The organism is Paenibacillus sp. VMFN-D1, from assembly GCF_003386155.1.
Classification (GTDB): Bacteria; Bacillota; Bacilli; order Paenibacillales; family Paenibacillaceae; genus Paenibacillus_AQ; species Paenibacillus_AQ favisporus.
In genome coordinates this window covers 222,692-243,722 of the sequence record NZ_QRDU01000005.1, presented here as the reverse complement: position 1 = coordinate 243,722, position 21,031 = coordinate 222,692, and the positions used below count along the sequence as shown (strand labels likewise).

The window sequence follows — 21,031 nt, the reverse complement described above, 5'->3', positions numbered from 1 at the left end:
TGACAAGAAGTACTGAAAAAAAGCCCGATTCACCTGCCGGTGGAATCGGGCTTTGCATGCTTATTCTTCGAAAAACTGATTTTTATCCACGCCGGAAACGTTTAGCTGAATGTCCGTCGAATTGGCAACCAGTCTGAACTGATTGTCGTTTACCTTTTCTGCTACGGCAGATACGGCTGCACCTTGCAGCTGGCGATTAATGGCTCTAACCAAGGCATCCATGGTGGCATCATACCATTTTAACCAGACTTCAAATAGACGCCCTCCAGATGCTGTGTTAGAATTCCTTCATGTGGAAAAGAGGAGTGAAGCAACGTGCCAAAAGACCAGCTGCAGCAATTAATTGCTCTCCGTGAACAGGGGCGCGCCAACCAGGATCAAGAGCTTCTGGCCGATGTGCGCGCCCGGCTGTTGGAGCTGCTGAACGAAGATCCGAATGATGCGCAGGTGAATTACCAGACCGCAATCGCCCATGACAACTCGGGATTGGGAAAAGAAGCCATCCCCTACTACGAACGCGCCCTGCAGCTCGGCCTTTCCGGTAACGATCTGGAGCGCTGTCTGCTCGGTCTGGGGAGCACCTACCGGTACTGGGGCCAATATGAGAAGGCGATCGCAACGCTCCGCAGGGGCGTTCAGGAGTTCCCTGACAACCGGGCACTCCGGGTTTTTCTGGCCATGGCGCTGTACAACGGCCAGCAGTATAAAGAAAGTGTCGAACTCCTGATTACCAATCTCATGGAATCGACTACGGATGAAAAGCTGCTTTATTTTAAGCGCGGCATTTTGGCCTATACGGAAGACTTGGACGAAACCGCAGAGTAAGCAGCTCTTTTCGTAAAATCCGGGGCGGTTCAGCATCTAATCCTCGGCGTTCTCATGAATCTCGCACGTTAGCAGAACAGCCTGCCGGCTTAAGCCGACAGGCTGTTTCATTGCAGAAACCATGCAGGTATTCTGTTTCTTTTTACTTTTTAGCAGCAAAGATAAAGGATTTGGCATGGAGCCCCGCCTGCTGGAATTCCCAGTCTCCGTATATATTCACCAGCTGAAAACCTGCAGCAAGCAGATCCTGCCTGAGCGTCTCCCTCTCCCTAAAAATCAGCGTGTCGTCTTCGCTCCGAACCTCATGGGTATCCAAATTTTCATAAAAAGTATCGTACGTCACCAGGGGCAGATGAACCGAGGTCGTCTCATGCCAGGTTCGGATGTTCGCCTTCGTTGCCGGATCCACGACTTCACGAAGAGAATGTTCCTTCGTCCAGCGTTCCCAAGCGCGTGCGAGAGGGTTTCTGGTGTCGAACAGAAGATACCCTCCCGGCCTCAAGGACTGAAAAATGTTGTGCAGCGTGGCTGTCCATTCCGCGTCCGTCGCAAAAACCTGTGCCACGTTGGACGTCATCATCACCACATCAAACCGCTCCGCCCCCAGTTTCTCGGACGTTCCAACCTCCCATAGCACGGCGTTCTCTGTGTCCTTCTGCTTGGCGATCCGGTTCGACGCCTCGTCGGGATCCAAACCGGTCACATGATAACCTTTACCCGCCAAATGCAGCGTCAGCCTTCCGGTTCCGCAGCCTAAATCGGCTATTCCGTCAGGCTTGATCCGCTCAATGATGCGCACGAAAAACGTGTCGTCCTTCCCCCATCGGTTCAATTGATCGTAAATCGATTCGAACATCTTTTCCCTCCCGATTCGCTTCCTGAATTTTCGCTATTCTGATCATAGTTCATTGGCTTTTAGGGGGATAGGGAAAGAAAAACTATAGCCGTTTAATATCCGTGCAAGGGATGGAATGCAGCAAACAGGATCGCTTTCCGTCACCTTATCCTTCCCCCAGCGAATCGCGCAGGTGCTGGACATCGCTTATCGGCGGCCGTCCGAATAAACGGGCGTATTCCCTGCTGAATTGTGAGGGACTCTCGTAGCCGACACGAAATCCGACCGTTGCCGCTTCCAGGCCTTCCGTTAGAAGCAGCCGCCTTGCCGTCTGCAGCCGGATCGTTTTTTGATACTGCAGCGGGCTCATCGCCGTTACCCGTTTGAACTGCTTGTGAAAGGTCGTCGGGCTCATGTTGACTTGAGCGGCCAACTCTTCAATCACCAGCGGCTGCGAGTAATCTCTGTTGATTCGATGGATGGCGGTTGAGATGCCCTGGGCATAGCTTCCGATCACAGCAAACGGTCTGATCAGCGCTCCCTGCTCACCCTGCAGCACCCGATAAAATATTTCCCGGATGACGAGCGGTGCCAGCATTTCAATATCTGAGGGCGTTTCTAACAGACGGACGAGGCGCAGGACCGCATCCAGCAAGGGGGGAGTAAGAGGCTGAACCAAAATGCCCCGCCCTCCAGTCTCTCCCTTTTCTTGTGGCGAAGGACTGGACGTCTCGTTGATATCCACCAGGACGTCCGGACTCAGCGTCAGCGCCAAACTTAAATAAGGAATTTCCGGCGAAGCCTCGATAATTTTCCCGATCACCGCAGATGGACGGAGGTCACCATATAGGTACCTGATTCAAGCAGGAAGCTGTCTCCGGCTAACGCGGCCGTTTTGGAACCCTGGACAATGATGTACAGCGAGGGCATGTTAATCGAATGCGTCGGTTCGGATTCCTTGGACAAACGCCGGAAGCAGAGCTCAGGAATCGCTGTGGTATGCAAGCCGTCCACTGGCATATGGCATGCAATTTGCCGGGCTAATTCAGGAATGTGTTGGTGCTGGTTCCGCTCCTTTTCGTTCAACCTAATACATTGATTATAAACCATTGCCGGACAGGATTAGGCAAGGATCTCACAAGAATGGTCTACTTGGTTTCATCTGATTCTTCTTATCATGGAGAAGCAAAGCAAAAATATCAGATGAAAGAAGGACTGAAACTGTGAATAGAAACGATGAAATGAAGTCAGGAATCAGAGGTAAAATCATTGCCATCACAGGCGCAAGCGGTGGAATTGGCGAGGCAGCAGCCGTCCGGCTTGCCAAGCATGGAGCATGGAGCTAATCTTGTCCTCGGGGCGCGTAGTGCGGATCGGCTCAAGGACATCGTAACCCGGATCGAAAGCCGCGGCGGAGAGGCGGTGTATGCAAGCATAGATGTAACAAGCCGCGAAGACCTGTCCCACCTGGTGCAGCTGGCCTGCGAGCAGTATGGCAAACTGGACGTACTTATTAACAATGCAGGGATCGGACCGATTTCGCCGCTCGACGAGCTGCGCGTGAAGACTGGGAAGCGATCCTCGACGTCAACACAAAAAGCGTATTATACGGGATCAACGAGATAAAAGCAAGGATAAAAATAACCTCAGATAACACCCCCATGTTTTTCTTTTATAAATTTTTTAAATATATGAATCACCTCCGATCCTTCGCCATTTTATTGAACTCATCCTAATTGATTTTCCGATAATTTCAACCTTTTTGTTGGTTATCCCGGAATGTTCTTGTTTTGTAATGAAAAAAGCAACCGCCAACTTAGCGATTGCTTGGAGCGTTTATGAGCTTAACTCCTCGTTTACGGTTTTGAATAAAGAATCATCTTGGTTTCGGGACAACCAGTATAATCGATTAGGGATCAAAGTGATATCGCACCGTTTATGAAAAATAGCATCCTGGTACTCTCTGCACCTTTGGTTTATATCAGGAGAAATGTGCTCTTTGTTCTGATTGTACGTGGTTAAAACTTCGCTACCTAACTGTTCACAGCTTTTAGATCGGCGCAGATGATCCCTAAAGGTTTCAAATCCGTGAAGTAGGATAGGAAGTGTAGGAAACAAAAACGAAAGGATATATGTGAGAAGAGGGGTTTGCAAACTCAAGAGAATGGTAACTACCCCACAGAGGATCGTTAATGTTAAAACGAGATAAGCATATCTCTTTCGAAGGTTGCTATCCCAAGCTAAGTTCATTCGCTGCGCGATTAATACATTCAGCCATTTTTCAGAAGAGCTTAACCCAACGTACCAATCCTTAAGCTTATCCCTTTCCCCTTTAAACCTAATGTTCGCTTCTGCAATCTGTTCAGGTTTTATTGGACTTCCAACTAAAGACTTATGCCAGGATAATCCAAAAAGTTTCGTATCAAATTCTTCTTGGATGGTAGCAGCTCTTTTGGTGTAAGATTTCTCAAGATCCATTAGGACGAGTCGATGTATAATCAGCCATCCCGCTGACAAAACAGCACTCAATACCAGCAGCCACGTGACCGATGGAAAGATCTTTCCCAGGAAACCAGAAATGATAGCAGCTGCAAAAACTCCGTAAACCCGAACGCGGTGTATGAGCTTTGCTTTATTGTAGTAGTAGCGCATGGCTACTAGTAATTTAATATATTGTGATTCGTTCTGCTTATCAAGCAAGCCTAATCGACCTCCTGCCCATATTCAGGGAAGTTGCTTCCGAAAACATAGCCCCAGTATTCGATAGCCTTTTTGTGGTCATCGTCATCCCGAGCGTCAATCGCCTTTTCGGCATTCATGCGTGCTAAACTTGCTGCATCGCTAATTTTGTCTTTCGTTGCTTCATCTAAGGTGTTCAAATCCCCCTGGAATCCTTTGGGGTCCAAACACATGTTGTAGATTGCATCTTCAAGATGCAGGAAGAAGTTTTTTAATTCCCCTTGAATAGTCCCAAGAAAGAATTTGTTGTCGAAATAATAAAGTGCGATGTTCTCGAGAAGATAAGAGCTGATGGAAGGCATGGTAGGACGAGCGTTCCAATACTTGATTAAACGAATCAGCGGTAGAACTTTTCCACCGTGTTTGGTGTTGATTCTAGTTGTTCGATTTGCATCGATTCGAGGGTCCGTTTTCTTCCATTTGCCAGATCCATCTGGGATGAGGTAACAGGTATTTCCAAGTACATTTGGTGCGGTTATGAAAGCGGGAACAATATCGAAATTCCAGGTGTACGATGATAATTTCAGTGTTGCGGCTTCCTGATTTCGATGAATGTCAGCCTTTTCATATTGTGGTACGTTAGACAGTGCGCTAACGACTTTGTTTATAAGTTTTCTTGAATTTAATTTTCCATCATCACACAGGTTGTAAAGTTCTTTGGCTGTAGAGGGGGAGTTTATGTCCAGGTCATATGATTGGTTTGAAGTAGCGTCATATGTGGATCCTTCAGCAGAAAAGACTAAAAGAAAGTCGATGTCGTCCAAAGGTCGGATCTTGGTTCTTCGGCTAAACGATCCCATTTGCACATTATTTTCCGCCAAATAGATTTTCGGGAAATTTTCAACCGTGTTCGGAAAATTTTCAAGCTTGTCGACGAGCCAATTGCGACTCGATTTCGCACTATTTGATACATTGGGATCAAGATCAACTACATTTTTTTGAAAATAGTCAAATGCTTTATTTACCGTAGTTACAGTTTCTTTTTCTGCTACAGACATCTCGTTCCCACCTTCAAATTTTTTTTGAGAAATGAAGGAATTGGTTGGGGGTGTGTCGTATATAATTCTCTAGCAAGATCAAGGTGCAAGTTTCAGCCCCAACTACTCAGTCTAGATACGAAGCGAGAAAAAAACTGAAGTGGTGACGCACTTCAGTAACGCTGTGCTAACTTGGGGTAAAACGAAAGCGGCATATGGGGCGACCGTCATTCTCTTTTGGAGCATGGAAAAATCCTCCTCTCGTCTAGGGGTAATGATAGGATACTGTAAGCTTTAGGTGTTCGTCAACCTAGTAAATGTCATCTAACAACGGGGATATAAAATTCGATTAAGTTGACAAAATGAAAAAGAAGAATCTTTTCAGGTTCTTCTTTTTTTTGCCTTCAACTTTTATATGAAGTATCTATTCCATTTCCATCATTATAGTGATCGAGCAATAGTACAACAACAATATTAAGGTCATTCCTAAGATGCTGATGGCTTTTATGAAAACCGCCGCTGCGCTGCCTGTTTTTCGCAAGCAAAACTTCGGGCATTTTGTAAATATCGCTTCTACCGCTGGACTGAAGACCGTGGTAAACCAGGCGGTTTATTCCGGTTCCAAGTTTGCCGTTCTCTCCATATCCGAAGGACTTCGGCAGGAAGCTGGCGACCGCATACTCGTAACGATCATTTCACCGGGCGTTGTGCAGACGAACTTTATCGACGGGATACCTAATCAAGAAGTGAAAGATCAGCTAACTGCAGTTCGAGACGGATTAGGATTACCGCCGGATGCCGTTGCCCGCGCGATCGCTTTCGCGATTGAGCAGTCGGCTGATGTAGATATCAACGAAATCGTGATTCGTCCTACGGCGCAGGTTTAAAGAATACGCGGTACAAATCTCACCCTCGCCTCCTTTGTCATCCATTCAAATTTAGTGAACAAGTCAATCGGTAGTTTGGGGTCTCAAACCCCGGATGCATAGACCCAGGCTGGAAGTTGCATCCTAATGATAAATGGATGTTAGACAAGGGAGGCATCGAAACGTAATGGAAAAGGATAATCACTTAGCCAACGAAGCCGAAGCGAAGGAACAAGCGGCCAAAGCAAACCGCAACAAGGGTCCGGAAGCCCCGGACACCGAATTCGCTGGAGAACTCAGCCGCAGCGATATCAAGTCCGCGTTCAAAAATCCGGTAACCGGCGAAGAACGGTTATATTAATTCTGCTTTACCGTGAATCAACATTCGGTGCAAGAGTTCGAACAGTCGTAACCAAGTAACAAAAATAAGGTTAATCTTAAAGCGCAAGAAGCGCCCTTAAGGTTAACCTTCTTGTGTTTGGATGCCTGCGCTTTTTCAGTTGCTATACGGGTCGGCCAGAAAGTCGTTCACCGCTTGAGCATAACCGTGTAAATCATCGGAGTGGACACCGTGACCGTCATACTGTTCCTCCTTTTTATACGATTCAGGCGCCAAGATGCCGGTCGCTTGTTTTCGTTTTTCGCTGCTTTTGTCCATACAAGCCCGCCAACCCGGCGGAAATTCCCATAAAGATCGCGCCTGACGCCGCGCCGAATTGCAAACCGTACTGCTGCACTCCTACCCCGCCGACGATGGGTCCCATCATTTGTCCTGCCGCGAAAAAGGCGGTGGCGATGCTGAGGCATGCCGCATAGGCGCGATGTGGAACGTGGCGCCGAAGCAGCGAAGTCGTCATCAGCGGCGGAGTAATAAAAGAAACAAGCCCGATCATCACCGCGCCTAGGGCGGTAAAGAACAAATTACCGGTCGTTATGCCGAGCACCCCGACGGTTCCCAAGGACAGCCCCGCCGCCAGTGTATACCCGCTCGGCCACCGGTCGATGGCCCTGCCGCCGACCCAGCCGTTAAACATGCCCGCCAAGCCGATACCGGACCAGATCAACCCGGCGAAGAGGGCCGGTATGCCCCTGCTTACCAGATAAGGAATGAGATACGTGAAGTAAATAATATATCCCGCACCAAAGAAAAAATAAGAACCGATTAAGAACAAGAGCTTCTCGGGGCTGAATAAAAGCCGGTATACTTTGACGCGTTGTTGATCCGGGGTTTTCACTTCTGCCTGGGACGATGAACTTCCCTGTCTCCGCTTGCTCGTGACCACCGCAAAACCGGACGCCGCCGCGATGCCGAATACGCCCATGGCTGCCCAAGCATACCGCCATCCCTGCAAATGGGACGGGTCAATCGTAAAGGGTGCGGATAAACCCGTGAGCAGAATGCCGGCGGAGCCGCCCAGCCAAATCAAGCCCGAAGCCGCTCCCTGCTCAGCCGGCCGAACGGCGTCCATTGCGATAGACAAGACGAGCACCGTGGCGAGAGCTGATAGAAATCCTATGGCAAAACGCCATAGACCGAGTTGGGCCAAATGATCGCTGAATGCCGATCCGATCATGGCCAATCCGAGCAAAAAGCATGTCGTTCGATTGATGGCATGCTTCCGGTCCGGAAGCCGCGAGATCAATGGAGGCAGGCACAAGGTCCCCGCCAAGTAACCGATAAAATTGATCGTCCCCAACATCCCCAATTGACTGTAGCTCCCCCCGATGTCCCGCTGAATTCCCGGCAGAAACATGCCATAAGAGAGCCGGGAAAAACCGAGGATCACGACAAATAACAGCGATGCCCACAAGGTGATCCCGTTCCATGCCGATTTTTGGCCCATCATTTGATTTTCCTTCCATGGTTTGGTTTGAAATTAGTTTAAAAGAGCGCGATTATTTTGTAAAATTGAATTATATGAATGGATTGTTTAATTATCTTAAACTAAGGTGGGGACGAAGAATGGATTTGCGAGCCTTAAAAACGTTCGAAGCCTGCGTACGTCTCGGACACTTTCAGAAAGCTGCCGAGGAGCTTCAGTATGCACCCTCTACGGTAACCCTTCAGATCCAGCGTTTGGAAGCCGATCTGGGTGTTTCTTTATTTATTCGGGATGGCAAACGTGTGGTCGCTACCGAGGCTGGCCGTTGGCTCCATCAAGAAGCCGGGACTTTGCTGAAGTCCGTCCAATCCATTAGGCAGACCGTCTCCGAAATCGCTTCGGGAGAAGGAGGGACCGTTCGTTTTGCCGCGATCGAACCCATCGCAAGCCAAAGATTGGCGGCGGTCGTTGCCGATTATTGCAGGCTGCATCCGAAAGTGCAGTTAACGATGGAAGTGAGCGGCAGCCAGCCGATTGCGGACAGGGTTCGATCCGGCGAACTGGACTTTGGGATATGCTCGGTTCCCTCAGCGAAATTCATGCTGGATTTTGAACCGCTGTTCGAGGATCGACTCGGGGTCATGATGCATGTGGATCATCCGCTTGCCAAACGGGATGAGATTGCGGTAAGCGACCTCGCGGGACTTACGGTTCTGGTCAAAGAACCGACATGTATCTATCGGAAGCTTTGGGAGAGGGCGGTGAGCCAGACGGAACCCCATCCTTTTTCCTGTATGGAGGTAGGAAGCTTCTTTGTCATTCAGCAAATGCTTAAGGAAGCATCCAGCGTGGGGGTCGTTCCGATGTACAGCGGACTCGAACTGGAGGGTTCTTTGGTCATCCGTCCATTTTCCGACATCCACCCTATCGTTCCGCTAGGCATCGTTTATAAAGATAAACACCTCTTGGGCAAAGCGACACTGTTATTAATGGATGCGATCAGGGCAATTGAATAGCTGCATTATAGAAATAACGTTATGAAAAGTACGACGCCAAGAAGAAGCTGACCAGTTCATTCGGGCCAGCTTCTTTTTTCATTGATCAGAGGTAATTTGTATTTGATCTGCAGCAAACTCATTTAGGGCTTGATCATATTTATACGTTACATGAACAGTGCATACATAGTCTGGAAGCACACCATCAACGGGTCTTACAGATCCGACTATATCAACTGTCAGTTTCTGACCCTTTACATTGTTTAGAATGACATTACCAAAGTAAAGTTTGTTTTCAAATTGATCATCTGGATCATGCGCTAACGCTAACTCGCTGATTTTCTTGCTGAATTTGTATTCTTTCCCTTGAGCTTTGGTCTTAATTAGGAGCTCATCGCCCTTTTGGTTGACCTCGGTTTCTATACCCGCAAGAATTTCCTCAACACGTTGTATCTTTATTTCCGCAAGGTTTTCCCCGTTTAAAATGTGGGCCTCATTCGTATCTAATTCAGTACCATGTCCCGTAACCAGAATGATGACCGCTTCTTCTTTACCATCACCTGTCAGATCAACATAGGATACCTTTGGATTAGAAACACCTTTAAGTATGTTCCAATCGAATTTCTTTTGGCTGCCGTTAACGTCTACAATGACTCCATCTGTTGTTTCAATAAGCTTTACCTCTCCATTTTCAGAAGCACTGAGCAGCTTGGATGGCTCTTGCTCTTTGTCCATCGAAGAAATTGCGGACTGTTTGACATCTTGTGAACTGCTCGCCGGCTTGTCCGAGGCGCATCCTGAAACCACAAAAGCGGCAGACAATAACCATGCAGCAAATCCTATTCCCTTTTTCAATCCTAAAGCCCCTTTCCGGTCGTCTACGAATCATGTTAACAGAGCAAATCAAAAACTGATTTACTAAATTTTAATAATTAGTCATGACTTGCCAGTTCTGCTGACGGCCTAACTTGCCTGACCCGATAAACTTTAATATTATTTAGACATCTAAATATTAATGTTCTAAACAAAAAGGCGGGTGTTCATTTCATATGGCAAGAGTAGAAGGAAAAGTTGCCCTTGTAACGGGAGGAGCTTCAGGAATTGGGTTGTCCTCCGCAAGACTGTTGGCTAAAGAGGGAGCCAAAGTGGTGATTGCGGATTTCAATGCGGAAGGAGCGCATCAGGCAGCTGCTGAGATCAACGCACAAGGCGGAGAAGCCTGCGGCCTGTTCCTCGATGCAGGCGACGAGAGCTCGATCCGGGAAGCTGTCGAGTTTACCGTCAAGCATTTTGGCACAATTACGGTGCTGTTCAATAATGTAGGCTTAACCAATCTTCAGAAGGATTTGGATGTCGTGAACATGGATCTGATGGAGTGGGACCGGCTCATGAATGTCAATCTGAAAAGCGTGCTGCTCGGCAGCCGCTTCGCGATCCCCCATATGATCGAGACGGGCGGCGGATCCATCATCAATACAGCATCCATGGCAGGCTTTACGGGCGATTCCATTCGTTCGGCGTACGGTGCTTCCAAAGCCGCAGTTGTGAATCTGACGAGATATATCGCCACCCAATACGGCGCCTCAGGCATCCGCTGCAATGCGGTTGCACCTGGCTTAATTCTCACCCCCGCCGCTAAAAACAACATGCCGCCGCAAGTGCTGGACATTTTCGCCAAGTACAACAAGCTCCCGTACCACGGAGAACCGGACGATATCGGATACACCGTCCTATTCCTGGCTTCGGATGAATCGAAATTCATTACGGGCCAGACCATTCAGGTCGAAGGCGGGCACTATATCGCGAATCCGAGCATTCCCGATTTTGCTGACTTCATGCAATAAAAACTCAAACCTCGTATATTCACAAAAACGCCGGTCAAGACAACGTCTTGCCGGCGCTTTACGTTTGCAGGCTGAACAGCCTGTTCAATGATATTTCAAAATCTTTAAATAAAATGGATTTAACGGTATCCTGTTCGGTATACAGCTCCCGGACTTGGTACAAACCATCTTGCAGCGCATAAACGTGAACCGTACGATTTCCTGGATCAGCGATCCAGTACTCTTGGACACCGAATTTCTGATATAAGTTAAATTTCTCGTTAAAATCTTTTAACGCAGTAGATGGTGACAATACTTCGATGATCAGCGTTGGAGCGCCTTGGCAGCCATTTTTAACAATTTGATCTTTCGAGCAAACAACGGACAAATCAGGTTGTACAATATGATCTGGCATAACATATTGGTCACTTTCGCTAAAAAACACATCAAACGGCGCGACAAATACGTAGCAATCCCGATTTTGAAGGTAGGTCCTTAGTGCAAAATACAGCTCCCCAACAATGAACTGATGGAGGGAATTAGGAGTAGACATTCAAGCTCAACCTCCTTTGCCCTTTTGATAACCGCTAGCCGTACTTGAATTATAACATGTTTTAAACCACTGCCTGAAAGCCATTCTGCAAATGACGACTGATGTTTCCAGCTTAACCACAAGGCGACGATTCCAATCCCCAAAACTCATATCGTCTTTAAGTGCTGGACTACCTTAATCCCCCCGCCGGTAGGCATGGGGAGACGCCCCTACGATCGCCTTAAAATCTTTGCTGAAATGCGCTTGGTCAAAATAACCGAGCTCCAAGGCCACCGTCGTGATATCGGCTCCATTTTCAATCGCGTCGCTGGCCTCGTGCATGCGGTATCGCTGAATGACCCATTTGGGGCTTACCCCTAAATACTGTTTAAACATGCGCTGCAGCGTGCGTTTGGATGCGTGGAACCGGTTCACCAACAAGTCTACGCTGGTCAACGAACGATCCTCCATGATCGCCCTGACGATCTTGTTCAGCTCGTCCACTTTGTCATCCGGCTCCGGAATGTTACTGGACAGCAGCCCTTCAATAAAGGCAACCTTCTCTTCCAGACGGTTTGACGCAAATATCCCCTTCTCTGCCGTTTCCGCATCAAACGGAAAATACCTGGAGATATCCACTTTACGGTCCACCAGTTCCGACATAGGCTCTGACGAATAACCGTAAAAAGCACCTGGACGATAAAGAATTCCTACAATCATCCCCTTTCCCTGCAGCGTATAAGCCGCTTTCCTGCTTTCGATTCCGCAGACGTACGAACTTCCTTGTTCAAAAACGATGTTGACCCCGGGATGCTGCAATACTTCCTGCGTATACGGCGGCTGCCCCTCTAAATTCCATTCGACGAACCAGTAATGCTGGATCAAATGCCGAAGCCGTTCTGATGGCAGATGACGTGTAATTCTGACGTTCGTTTGTGCCGGGTCAAAATGCAATATCCCTCGGTTAGGGTTAACCTGATGAGGCATCGAATCCCCCCCTAATGGCGCGTTTTTACAAGAAACCTGAAGGACGGAAATGGTACGTTACATGTATACAACGTTAATATTTTTGTTTCAAGGAGGATTCGACATGCAGTTAGAGTACACCTTCTACATTGGAGCCAGCCCCGAAGAGGTTTGGGACGTGCTGTTCAACCCTGAGAAATCGTACCGCGCTTTTATGGGAGGCGTCATTCAATCGAATCTGCAGGCAGGCGACCCGATCCGGTTCGTCGGCCCTGGGCCTGACGGGGAAAACACGGTGCACATATACGGAGAAATTTTGGCCTATGAAAAATACCGGGTACTCAGCTACACCGACCATCCCGGCCCCTCCCACTTCGCCGAACACGAGACGATGCAGAGCCGGGTGACGATCCGGTTAGAGCCGGTGGGAACGTGCACCAAGCTGCACCTCATCAATGATCAATGGACCGACAGCAACCCTTTGTTCCTGAAAACCGAGAAGTTCTGGTGGATGATTCTAAGCAACATCAAGTCCATCGCCGAGACGGGCAGCTCCCTCGATTTCGGTTTTTAATCGCGCACCCAGCACCAAGAGACGATCACCCTTTAAAGGGGGTGATCGTCTTTTTGGGGTTATAAGTTTCCCCCGCTCGCCGTTGTCTTTTTGACTTTTTAAAGGCGGCAACGCTAACGGGCTAAACCAGGCTTAACTCGCTTTTCAACCGCTCCAGCTGCATAAAATGGTGCCGGTAATGCATCTCAACCAGCAAAAACCATTCCGTGGCGGTTAAAGGACCAAAACGCGGATGCGGGATCTTATATTGTTCAGGGTCCTGACTCAAAGCAGGCTCCGTCCGCTTCATCCGTTCCACTACGCTCCGGAGCCCTTCGATAATCTGCTCCTTGCTCTCCGGCTGCTGCGGGGTATACTGCGGTGAAGCAGGGACTCGGACCCGAACCGGCGGAAAGCTCCCCAGCTCGTATACTTTCCTGCCAGCTTCTGTTTTGTCCTCCGCGGTGGCGAGTGCCGCCCCGTTGCCGTCCAGACAGCTATCGACATGCCGAAGATGCATGAACTGCGCCGTTTGAATCAAATGGATATACATTTGCCCAATCGACCATTCTTCCTCGTTCGTTTTTATCAGCAACTGCTCCATATCAAAGTTCTCCAGTTCCATCAAATACCGTTCTACTGACGTCTCCAAGTCCTGCAGTGCGTTCTTTGTGCTTTTCAACATGGGAACAACTCCTCTTCATTTATGGATTTTCTCCCATTATAAAAAACCGCTCCTGACAACAGCGTGTCAGTAGCGGTTTAATATGTTTTCGGCCTCGGTCTGAATTTGGCGGCGGAAGGATTCCGGCTCCAGCACGACAACCGCCCCGCCCCAACCGAGGATATAGGGGAGCAACTCCTCCGGCTGACGCACGCGAAAGGTGACCCGCAGTCCGTCTCCCCGTTCTTCCATTTCCTCCATATAAAAATGCGTGGCCTCGGCGATTTTGTCGGCGATATCCGGATTCGCCCGAACCACCACCCGTAAGTTGCGGTCGTCAGGCGGCTGGTAACGCTTCAAATCGAATCCGGCCGGCATGGCAAAGCCCTCCTCGAGCACGGCAAGCTCCGTCATCCGCGACAATCGGAAATGGCGGATATCCTGCCGCAGGTCGCAGTGCGCGACCAATGTCCAATTCCCCTGAACGAGCGTCAGTCCGTATGGAGCCGCCTCCCTTATGTTCATCCGGCTCCCGTCCGTTTCCGGGTATTTTTTTAAATACGCGAACCTGATTTTGCGGCGCTCCAGAATCGCACGCCGAATTTGTCCGAGATAGTCCTTTTCCTTCAGGCTGGTTACCGGCTCGCCGGCTTGGAGAAGGCGCATCGTTTCCCGCACTCGCATCGACTCAGCGCGTACCGGTTCCGGCAGAACCGCTTCAATTTTGCGTTTGGCTGCCTCCGCCACCGGGCTGTAGTCCGCATCCAGTCTTTGCTCGATAAAGTCCGCTCCCATCAGCAGGGCCACGGCCTCTTCCGCCGTGAAGCTGACCGGAGGCAGGAAATAGCCCTCCATCAGGGAATAGCCCTGCCCGGGAGCCCCGGCGATCGGAACCCCCGCTTCGCTTAGTGCCTGAATATCGCGGTAGATCGTCCGGACGCTCGTTTCGAACCGGGCCGCCAAATCCTCTGCTCTGACCAGCTTGTTTCGCTGCAGCTCCAGCGTAATGGCGAGCTGCCGTTCCGTTTTGTTCATGTTCTCTCCCCCGCTGCTTTCATCAGACGATTTGTATTCCTTGTCATCCGTTTTTTCGAGACAGGGCATCCCAAATGCTCATCAACTGAGTGATGGCTGCATCAATGTGTTTGAACGGGATACCGTCTCTCGCCTGCGTCGATATGCCAAGGAGAAAGGTATTGAACAAAGTCACCAGCATGGGAACATCGACTGTATCGGGCAGCTCACCATTGGCAACTGCCCGTTCGATGCAGTCCTTAATCCCGTCCCGGTTTTTTTCCCGCTCCTTGGCCAGCATTTCTTGGATATGCTGGTTCTCGGGCGAACAGCTTATACCGGATAACACCACCAAACAGCCCAGTGGATGAGAGCCTTCGGTCTGCATTCGCGCCGAGCGGCGCAGCCCTTGTTCGATGGCAGCCTTCGGTGCCAATCGCTGATCATGAAAGCTCTCCATCACCCGGCCGTAAGTTGCTTTATACCGGTCCACCGTCTCGCGAAACAGCGCTTCCTTCGATTCAAACGCCGCATAAAAGCTAGCAGCGGATATATGCCCCATCGCCGCGCGCAATTGGGCCAGCGAAGTGGATTCAAAGCCGTGCTCCCAGAACAGAAACATCGCGGCAAGTACGGCTTCGTCCCGATTAAACGCACGGGGGCGTCCTGTCCGTGGCATACGATTACCCCCTTCATGAATTTTATACTAATCGATCCAGAAGTTCTTGACAAGTCAGCCGGGCTGAACTTAGTATATGGAATGATCGATCCAGAAATTAGGTTACCATTCGAAGGAGGTCACTCACTTGTCCCATATGTCATCTTCCACGGAAGTGGTCCAGCCGGCATCCGTCCCAGCCAGGCTTCCCTGGCTGGCGCTGCTGGCGCTTGCCATGACCGGTTTTATCTGTATTCTCACGGAAACCATTCCAGCCGGGCTGCTGCCGCACATCGTGGAAGGGCTGAATATTTCCAAAGGAATGGCGGGTCAGCTCGTCACCCTGTATGCCATCGGCTCGCTTGTGGCAGCCATTCCGTTTGCCATGTTTACCGCCGGGATGAGACGGCGTCCGCTGCTGCTCGCCATTATTGCCGGATTTTTGGTATTCAACACCATTACCGCTATTTCGAGCAGTTATGCCCTGACGCTTGTAGCCCGTTTATTTGCCGGTGTGGCCGCCGGTGCGGCGTGGGGTATGATCGCCGGGTACGCGCGGCGGATGGTACCGGATGCCTTAAAAGGCCGCGCTCTGGCAGTCGCAATGGTAGGAACGCCGATTGCTCTTACCTTCGGCGTACCGGCCGGAACCTTGCTCGGCGACCTGATCGGCTGGCGGGCCGTCTTTGGGCTTATGTCCCTTCTGACCCTTGTTCTCATGGTTTGGGTGCTGTGGAAGGTGCCGGATTATCCCGGGCAGCCCGCAGACGAGCGCATGACGATTCGTCAAGTGTTTGTATTGCCCGGCATCCGCCCCATTCTTATGGTGGTACTCACCTGGATGTTGGCCCATAATATCCTGTATACGTATATTGCGCCGTTTCTCGAGCGTTCCGGGCTGGGCAGCCGCGTTGATCTGGTCCTTCTGATCTTTGGTCTCGCGGCGATTGTGTCTATCTGGATTGTCGGTTTGCTCATCGACCGCAAGCTGCGCCTGTTGACGCTGCTCAGTCTGCTTGGTTTTGCGTTGGTTTCGGCCGCGTTATGGATTGGCGGCACATCGGTACCGGTCGTCTATGCCGCCGTCGCATTGTGGGGACTTACCTTCGGCGGAGCAGCTACGCTGCTGCAAACCGCCCAAGCGAATGCAAGCGGCGAAGAAGGCGTGGACATCGTGATGCCCATCAATACGACCGTATGGAATCTGGCCATTGCCGGCGGGGGCATCGTCGGCGGAGCCTTGCTGGAGCTCATCGGCGTCCAGTCGTTTCCGGCCGTGCTGCTGATTCTGCTGCTGATCGCTTGGATCATCGCCTGGAGCGCGAAGCGGCATGGCTTTCCAGGAAAAAGATAATCGTCTTTGCCCCATCCCACTGTTAAAGGAGAAATACACGATGAAAACTTTTCAGTTAAAAAACATAACGATCCCGGCTGTAGCCCTCGGTACCTGGTCCTGGGGGAACGGCGCCAACGGAGGAGATGCGGTTTTCGGGAATGACCTGACTGCCAAGGATCTGAAGCCCGTATTTGATGCGGCGATGGATGCCGGATTAAATCTATGGGACACGGCCGCAGTTTACGGCATGGGCGCTTCGGAGACGATTCTGGGTCAGTTCATCCGCGGGAGAGATGACGTCCTGATCTCAACAAAATTTACGCCCCGCGGCGAGCAGACGGACGAGGCTGTTGAAGAATTTCTCGCCGGGAGCTTGCAGCGGCTTGAAAGGGATCATGCCGACATTTACTGGATCCACAATCCGAAAGACGTCCAGCGGTGGACCTCTAAGCTGATCCCGTTGATGAAGAGCGGAAAAGTTAAATACGCCGGGGTATCCAATCATAATTTGGAGGAAATCAAGCTCGCCGCTGACATTTTGGCTCAAGAGGGGCTTCAGCTCTCAGCCGTTCAAAACCATTACAGTCTGCTCTACCGTTCCTCGGAAGAAGCCGGCATTATTGAATACTGCAACGCCAATGATTTGATTTTCTTCTCCTATATGGTGCTGGAGCAAGGGGCGTTAACCGGGAAATATGATACAAAACATCCTTTTAAAGCAGGGACCCGCCGAGGAGACGCCTTTGATGAGAAGGTACTTGCCAAGCTGGAAGATCTGATCGGGGTCATGAGAGGAATCAGCCTCCGTCACCATGTTGAACCTGCAGAAATCGCCATTGCCTGGGCAATCGCCAAAGGAACGGTGCCGATTATCGGCGTGACGAAACCGTCCCATATCGCCAGCGCCGTGTCGGCTATGGACGTCCAATTATCGGATGCTGAAATCGAAGAACTGGAACAGGTCGCCAAGTCAACCGGCGTGGAAATTCGGGGTGCATGGGAGAAGAGCATGATATAAGCATGGTCTATACTTACCACTATTGAGGTGAATAAAGGACAGCTGCGAGCGCTCTGCGGCTGTCCTTTTTTGTGAAACGATCCCAGTCCATGAATGAGCGTCAATGATTATTCCTTAAATAAATATTCCTTCCGGTCTCTATTGGTATACAATTCCCAATATACATCGGCGATCCGATCCGGATCGTAAAATGTCCCTTGCTGAACATGATCGGCGATTAGAACCTGGCCCACATAAATTCCATGGGGCTCCAGTGTCTCGGCCAGGGAAAGCGCAAGTGAGCGGACCGCGGCTTTGCCGATGGATAAAGAAGCATACAGCGGATTCGGGTTCAACGCAATACCGCCCCCTGTGAAAAAGAGCGTCCCCTGTTTCCGTTCGACCATGTCCGGAATGACTTGCTGCGCGCTGGTCAACGCGCCGACCGTATTCACTTTCAAATCATCGATCAGCTGCTGTTCCGTTAACGATAGCGCATCTCCTGGCGCAATGTGCGCCGCATTATATACCATAACATCGGTGATTCCATATAAGTTTTTGATCTGTGTAAAGGCTGCTTTGATGGAATCCGGATCTGAAGCATCTGCAGTTATTCCATACGATTCGATATGTACCTGACGAAGATCCTCCAAGCTGCGCTGCAGCGAAGTCTCGGTTCTCGATAGAAGAACCACCCGGAAGCCATTGCTCCCGAATTTGCGGGCTATACCCGCGCTTACGCCCGAACCGGCGCCTACAATAACCAATAGAGGTTTATGACTCATCCTTACCACACCTTCTTTCAGATATTGGCTTCATTGTTGATCTTTATTTCTATATTTCTAATAATATAAATATAAGGATTCTTCGTCAAACATTTTAGTTCCGTTGTTGCAATTCAGTTGAACCATTCAGAAGCGGAAGATGGAAATCAACAGGTTGAAAGGATTACAATGTTCTAAATGGCTGCTGTCGGCCTACTTGGAAACGCAAGGATGGTGACGTACATGAAAATGAGAACAAATCGTTCTTCATCTCCATTGGGTGATTTCATCAAATCGCGCAGGGAACGGCTGCAGCCTTCTGAAGCGGGAATCCAGCCGCTGCCCGGAAGAAGGCGTACCCCAGGGCTTCGGCGGGAAGAGGTCTCATATCTTGCCAATATGAGCGTGACTTACTACACCTGGCTGGAGCAAGGCAGAGAAGCTAATCCTTCGCCGGAAGTGTTGTTAAATATCAGCCATGCGCTGCAGCTCAACGAAGACGAGCAGAAGCATCTGTTCGATTTGGCCCATGTGGACCCGGCAAGCGCCGGCGCCGTTTCGAACAGTGAGGAACCGGATCCCGGCGTACTGCAGCAAATCGTCGATCAACTGTGGTACCCTTCGTTCATCACGGATGCGGGCACGGATGTGATCGCCTGGAACCGCGCCGCAGAACTGGTCATCGCCGACTTCGGCCGTATGCCGGAAAATGAAAGATATATGCTGAACATTATATTTTTCAAGGAGGATTACCGTAAACGGCTTGTGAACTGGGAAAGCTTCGCCCGTTACTCGGCGGCGGTGCTGCGGGCAAGCTTTGACCGAAGCCAAGACAACCCGTTGTATATGGAACGGTTCGAACGCTTGAGACGGGAAAGTGAGGAATTCGAGTACTTCTGGAATCTCTACGAAATCAAGCAAAAGCGTGTAACCACCGCTTTGTTCCGCCTTCCGGACGGTCAGGAAATGGAGTTTATGCTCCACTCGGCGGCCGTCATTGACGGCGACCCGGACCTGCACTGGTGTTTCTTCGTACCCGTACCGGGTTCAGGCACGGAGGAGAGGTTAATGTCTCTGCTGGAACAAGATCGGCTGCCTCAATAGAGCAGAGCCTATCTCGCCTGGATTGCAGGTGGACATTCGGCTCATGATCGTAGACTGTTACTCCCGTTAATAGTATAAACATGCTGTGGCTAGCGCCCTTCCGCTGCTCGTATGATACAGAGGAATACAGCGATTGGAGGGCATTTAGCATGCAAACATGGTTTATTACAGGAGCGTCAGGAGGCTTGGCTTCGCGCATCACCCGCCGGTTGCTTGAAAGAGGCGACCGTGTAGCCGTAACGGTGCGCAAGCCTGGCGTGCTGGACGATCTGAAAGCTCAATATGGTTCCCAATTATGGCAGGCTCATTTGGATCTGACGAACCCGCAGCAAATTGTTGAGGTGATCGAACGGGCATGGGAGGAATTCGGCACGATCGATGTGTTTGTCAATAACGCAGCCTATGGATTGTACGGTGCAGTGGAGGAAGCAAGCGACAGGCAGATCGAGCATCTGTTCAAAACCAACGTCCTCGGATCACTGCGCGCAGCCCGTGCCGTCCTGCCTTTTTTCCGCAAACAGGGCAGCGGGCACATCGTGCAGATATCCAGCATGGCGGGGCATTATTCCACGCCGGGAATGGGGCTGTATTGTTCTTCCAAATGGGCGGTCGAGGGCGCCTTTGAAGCGCTGGCCAAGGAAGCCGCGCCGTTCAATATTAAGACGACTATCGTGGAACCGGGCGGAATCCGTACGAATTTCATTACGAGCAATGCGGTATTCGGAGAACGGATGGACGCATATCGGGACAAGGAGGCAGGCCAGTTCGTCAGCCTGATGAAAGGGGAACTGCCGGGCATCGATATGAGCATGTTTAATCAAATGGTTGTCGGCGATCCGGATAAAATGGCGCAGCAGATCATCCGCCGCGTCGATCAGGGAGAAGGTCCGATCCGGATGGCGCTGGGCAGCGATGCCTATGAGCAAATCCGGGAAGCTCTGCTGGACAGATTGGCTGCGCTTGACGCACAGAAAGAACTCGCTTATTCCACGGATGCGGATGATGTGGTACGGCAGGCATAATGATGAAAGCCACTCCAGACCCTGGGGTGGCTTTCATAGTTTTATCTGTATCCTACTCTCTTTGTTCCACAGGAACATGCTTTTGGATTAATTCTTCGATGTTGATCCCATTGATGACCAATCCTGATATGTCGCAGTTTTGAAAATTGGCGTTCGTAAAATCACAGTCGGTGATCCGCCCGTTCTGAAAGCTGCAGTCTGAAAAACGGACGCCCTCCTTGTTGTGTTCTGCATCAGGCTGGCTTGGATCTCCGTAGCCGATGGATTGAAAAAGTGCGCCGCCCCATTGAGCACCGTCAATGGCGATTTCGCTCATATTCGCATCGGAAATGTGCATTCCGGTCAAATTCACATCGTTCATGCTCATCCCGCTGCCATTGCAGCATTGAATTTCCGTTTCACTGAGGTCGCAGCAATTGAAGCTTGAATGGCTTAAATTTTGTTGTTCAAATTTCAAAATGCATACCTCTTTCCCATCTGGAATTTTTAACCATATGGGATATTCTACATGTTGTTTCCGAAACCCTTTTTATGTCTG

At 50.2% G+C, this 21,031-nt stretch carries 23 protein-coding genes and 1 pseudogene; 11 read left to right on the top strand and 13 right to left on the bottom strand.

Going from position 1 to position 21,031, the window contains the following annotated elements; translation table 11 throughout:
• Positions 1–315 precede the first annotated feature (315 nt).
• Positions 316–825: a tetratricopeptide repeat protein gene (locus tag C7820_RS27570; protein ID WP_116233743.1), complete on the top strand. Its 510-nt coding sequence runs from the start codon at positions 316–318 to the stop codon at positions 823–825.
• A 142-nt stretch (positions 826–967) separates the two neighbouring features.
• Here the strand turns inward: C7820_RS27570 and C7820_RS27565 are convergent, their stop codons facing one another.
• Together C7820_RS27565 and C7820_RS27560 are read right to left on the bottom strand one after the other, a co-directional pair.
• Complete coding sequence (locus C7820_RS27565) at positions 968–1,681, bottom strand: class I SAM-dependent methyltransferase (RefSeq protein ID WP_116233742.1); 714 nt, start codon at positions 1,679–1,681, stop codon at positions 968–970.
• A 145-nt stretch (positions 1,682–1,826) separates the two neighbouring features.
• Positions 1,827–2,680: pseudogene (locus C7820_RS27560) on the bottom strand (AraC family transcriptional regulator).
• A 249-nt stretch (positions 2,681–2,929) separates the two neighbouring features.
• On the opposite strand from C7820_RS27560, the gene C7820_RS27555 reads away from it, so the two are divergent.
• Positions 2,930–3,286, top strand: coding sequence for an SDR family oxidoreductase (locus C7820_RS27555; protein WP_220376678.1), 357 nt, complete (start codon positions 2,930–2,932; stop codon positions 3,284–3,286).
• 210 nt (positions 3,287–3,496) lie between these two features.
• On the opposite strand, the gene C7820_RS27550 is transcribed toward C7820_RS27555, so the two are convergent.
• Positions 3,497–4,360: an S-4TM family putative pore-forming effector gene (locus tag C7820_RS27550; protein ID WP_116233741.1), complete on the bottom strand. Its 864-nt coding sequence runs from the start codon at positions 4,358–4,360 to the stop codon at positions 3,497–3,499.
• 2 nt (positions 4,361–4,362) lie between these two features.
• On the bottom strand, positions 4,363–5,397 hold the full coding sequence (locus tag C7820_RS27545) for a hypothetical protein (protein ID WP_116233740.1): 1,035 nt from the start codon (positions 5,395–5,397) through the stop codon (positions 4,363–4,365).
• A 470-nt stretch (positions 5,398–5,867) separates the two neighbouring features.
• Here C7820_RS27545 and C7820_RS27540 point away from each other — a divergent pair, with 470 nt between their 5' ends.
• The gene (locus C7820_RS27540) at positions 5,868–6,263 is read left to right on the top strand and encodes an SDR family oxidoreductase (RefSeq protein ID WP_116233739.1); all 396 of its coding nucleotides are present in this window, start codon (positions 5,868–5,870) and stop codon (positions 6,261–6,263) included.
• 166 nt (positions 6,264–6,429) lie between these two features.
• On the top strand, positions 6,430–6,603 hold the full coding sequence (locus C7820_RS33595; protein ID WP_167527123.1) for a hypothetical protein: 174 nt from the start codon (positions 6,430–6,432) through the stop codon (positions 6,601–6,603).
• A 244-nt stretch (positions 6,604–6,847) separates the two neighbouring features.
• Here the strand turns inward: C7820_RS33595 and C7820_RS27535 are convergent, their stop codons facing one another.
• Complete coding sequence (locus C7820_RS27535) at positions 6,848–8,089, bottom strand: YbfB/YjiJ family MFS transporter (protein ID WP_258875470.1); 1,242 nt, start codon at positions 8,087–8,089, stop codon at positions 6,848–6,850.
• Positions 8,090–8,205: 116 nt separating this feature from the next.
• Between C7820_RS27535 and C7820_RS27530 the strand changes: the two genes are divergently transcribed.
• Complete coding sequence (locus C7820_RS27530) at positions 8,206–9,081, top strand: LysR family transcriptional regulator (protein ID WP_116233737.1); 876 nt, start codon at positions 8,206–8,208, stop codon at positions 9,079–9,081.
• A 78-nt stretch (positions 9,082–9,159) separates the two neighbouring features.
• On the opposite strand, the gene C7820_RS27525 is transcribed toward C7820_RS27530, so the two are convergent.
• Positions 9,160–9,915: a hypothetical protein gene (locus C7820_RS27525; RefSeq protein WP_116233736.1), complete on the bottom strand. Its 756-nt coding sequence runs from the start codon at positions 9,913–9,915 to the stop codon at positions 9,160–9,162.
• A 194-nt stretch (positions 9,916–10,109) separates the two neighbouring features.
• Between C7820_RS27525 and C7820_RS27520 the strand changes: the two genes are divergently transcribed.
• Positions 10,110–10,904, top strand: coding sequence for an SDR family NAD(P)-dependent oxidoreductase (locus C7820_RS27520; RefSeq protein ID WP_116233735.1), 795 nt, complete (start codon positions 10,110–10,112; stop codon positions 10,902–10,904).
• Between the two features lie 58 nt (positions 10,905–10,962).
• Here C7820_RS27520 and C7820_RS27515 read toward each other — a convergent pair whose 3' ends face one another.
• Positions 10,963–11,436, bottom strand: a complete 474-nt coding sequence (locus C7820_RS27515; RefSeq protein WP_116233734.1) for a Uma2 family endonuclease — start codon at positions 11,434–11,436, stop codon at positions 10,963–10,965.
• Between the two features lie 174 nt (positions 11,437–11,610).
• Entirely contained in the window at positions 11,611–12,402 is a 792-nt protein-coding gene (locus C7820_RS27510) for an AraC family transcriptional regulator (RefSeq protein WP_116233733.1), read from the bottom strand.
• A gap of 103 nt (positions 12,403–12,505) precedes the next feature.
• Between C7820_RS27510 and C7820_RS27505 the strand changes: the two genes are divergently transcribed.
• Positions 12,506–12,955 (top strand): SRPBCC domain-containing protein, encoded by a 450-nt coding sequence (locus C7820_RS27505; protein WP_116233732.1) that lies wholly within the window; start codon positions 12,506–12,508, stop codon positions 12,953–12,955.
• A 121-nt stretch (positions 12,956–13,076) separates the two neighbouring features.
• On the opposite strand, the gene C7820_RS27500 is transcribed toward C7820_RS27505, so the two are convergent.
• The 3 genes from C7820_RS27500 to C7820_RS27490 all read right to left on the bottom strand — a co-directional run bounded on the left by C7820_RS27500 (position 13,077) and on the right by C7820_RS27490 (position 15,291).
• Positions 13,077–13,619, bottom strand: a complete 543-nt coding sequence (locus C7820_RS27500; protein ID WP_116233731.1) for a DinB family protein — start codon at positions 13,617–13,619, stop codon at positions 13,077–13,079.
• A 66-nt stretch (positions 13,620–13,685) separates the two neighbouring features.
• Positions 13,686–14,633 carry a helix-turn-helix transcriptional regulator gene (locus C7820_RS27495; RefSeq protein ID WP_116233952.1) on the bottom strand — a complete coding sequence of 316 codons (948 nt, stop codon included), beginning with the start codon at positions 14,631–14,633 and terminating at the stop codon, positions 13,686–13,688.
• Between the two features lie 43 nt (positions 14,634–14,676).
• Positions 14,677–15,291 carry a TetR/AcrR family transcriptional regulator gene (locus C7820_RS27490; protein WP_116233730.1) on the bottom strand — a complete coding sequence of 205 codons (615 nt, stop codon included), beginning with the start codon at positions 15,289–15,291 and terminating at the stop codon, positions 14,677–14,679.
• A 136-nt stretch (positions 15,292–15,427) separates the two neighbouring features.
• On the opposite strand from C7820_RS27490, the gene C7820_RS27485 reads away from it, so the two are divergent.
• Together C7820_RS27485 and C7820_RS27480 are read left to right on the top strand one after the other, a co-directional pair.
• Entirely contained in the window at positions 15,428–16,624 is a 1,197-nt protein-coding gene (locus tag C7820_RS27485; RefSeq protein WP_116233951.1) for an MFS transporter, read from the top strand.
• Positions 16,625–16,664: 40 nt separating this feature from the next.
• Positions 16,665–17,624, top strand: a complete 960-nt coding sequence (locus C7820_RS27480; protein ID WP_116233729.1) for an aldo/keto reductase — start codon at positions 16,665–16,667, stop codon at positions 17,622–17,624.
• Positions 17,625–17,731: 107 nt separating this feature from the next.
• Here C7820_RS27480 and C7820_RS27475 read toward each other — a convergent pair whose 3' ends face one another.
• The gene (locus C7820_RS27475) at positions 17,732–18,388 is read right to left on the bottom strand and encodes an SDR family NAD(P)-dependent oxidoreductase (protein ID WP_116233728.1); all 657 of its coding nucleotides are present in this window, start codon (positions 18,386–18,388) and stop codon (positions 17,732–17,734) included.
• A gap of 228 nt (positions 18,389–18,616) precedes the next feature.
• On the opposite strand from C7820_RS27475, the gene C7820_RS27470 reads away from it, so the two are divergent.
• Together C7820_RS27470 and C7820_RS27465 are read left to right on the top strand one after the other, a co-directional pair.
• Complete coding sequence (locus C7820_RS27470) at positions 18,617–19,471, top strand: helix-turn-helix transcriptional regulator (RefSeq protein WP_116233950.1); 855 nt, start codon at positions 18,617–18,619, stop codon at positions 19,469–19,471.
• Between the two features lie 149 nt (positions 19,472–19,620).
• A complete protein-coding gene (locus tag C7820_RS27465; protein WP_116233727.1) occupies positions 19,621–20,493 on the top strand; it encodes an SDR family oxidoreductase in 873 nt (290 codons plus the stop codon).
• Positions 20,494–20,545: 52 nt separating this feature from the next.
• Here the strand turns inward: C7820_RS27465 and C7820_RS27460 are convergent, their stop codons facing one another.
• Entirely contained in the window at positions 20,546–20,950 is a 405-nt protein-coding gene (locus tag C7820_RS27460; RefSeq protein ID WP_116233726.1) for a pentapeptide repeat-containing protein, read from the bottom strand.
• Positions 20,951–21,031 lie beyond the last annotated feature (81 nt).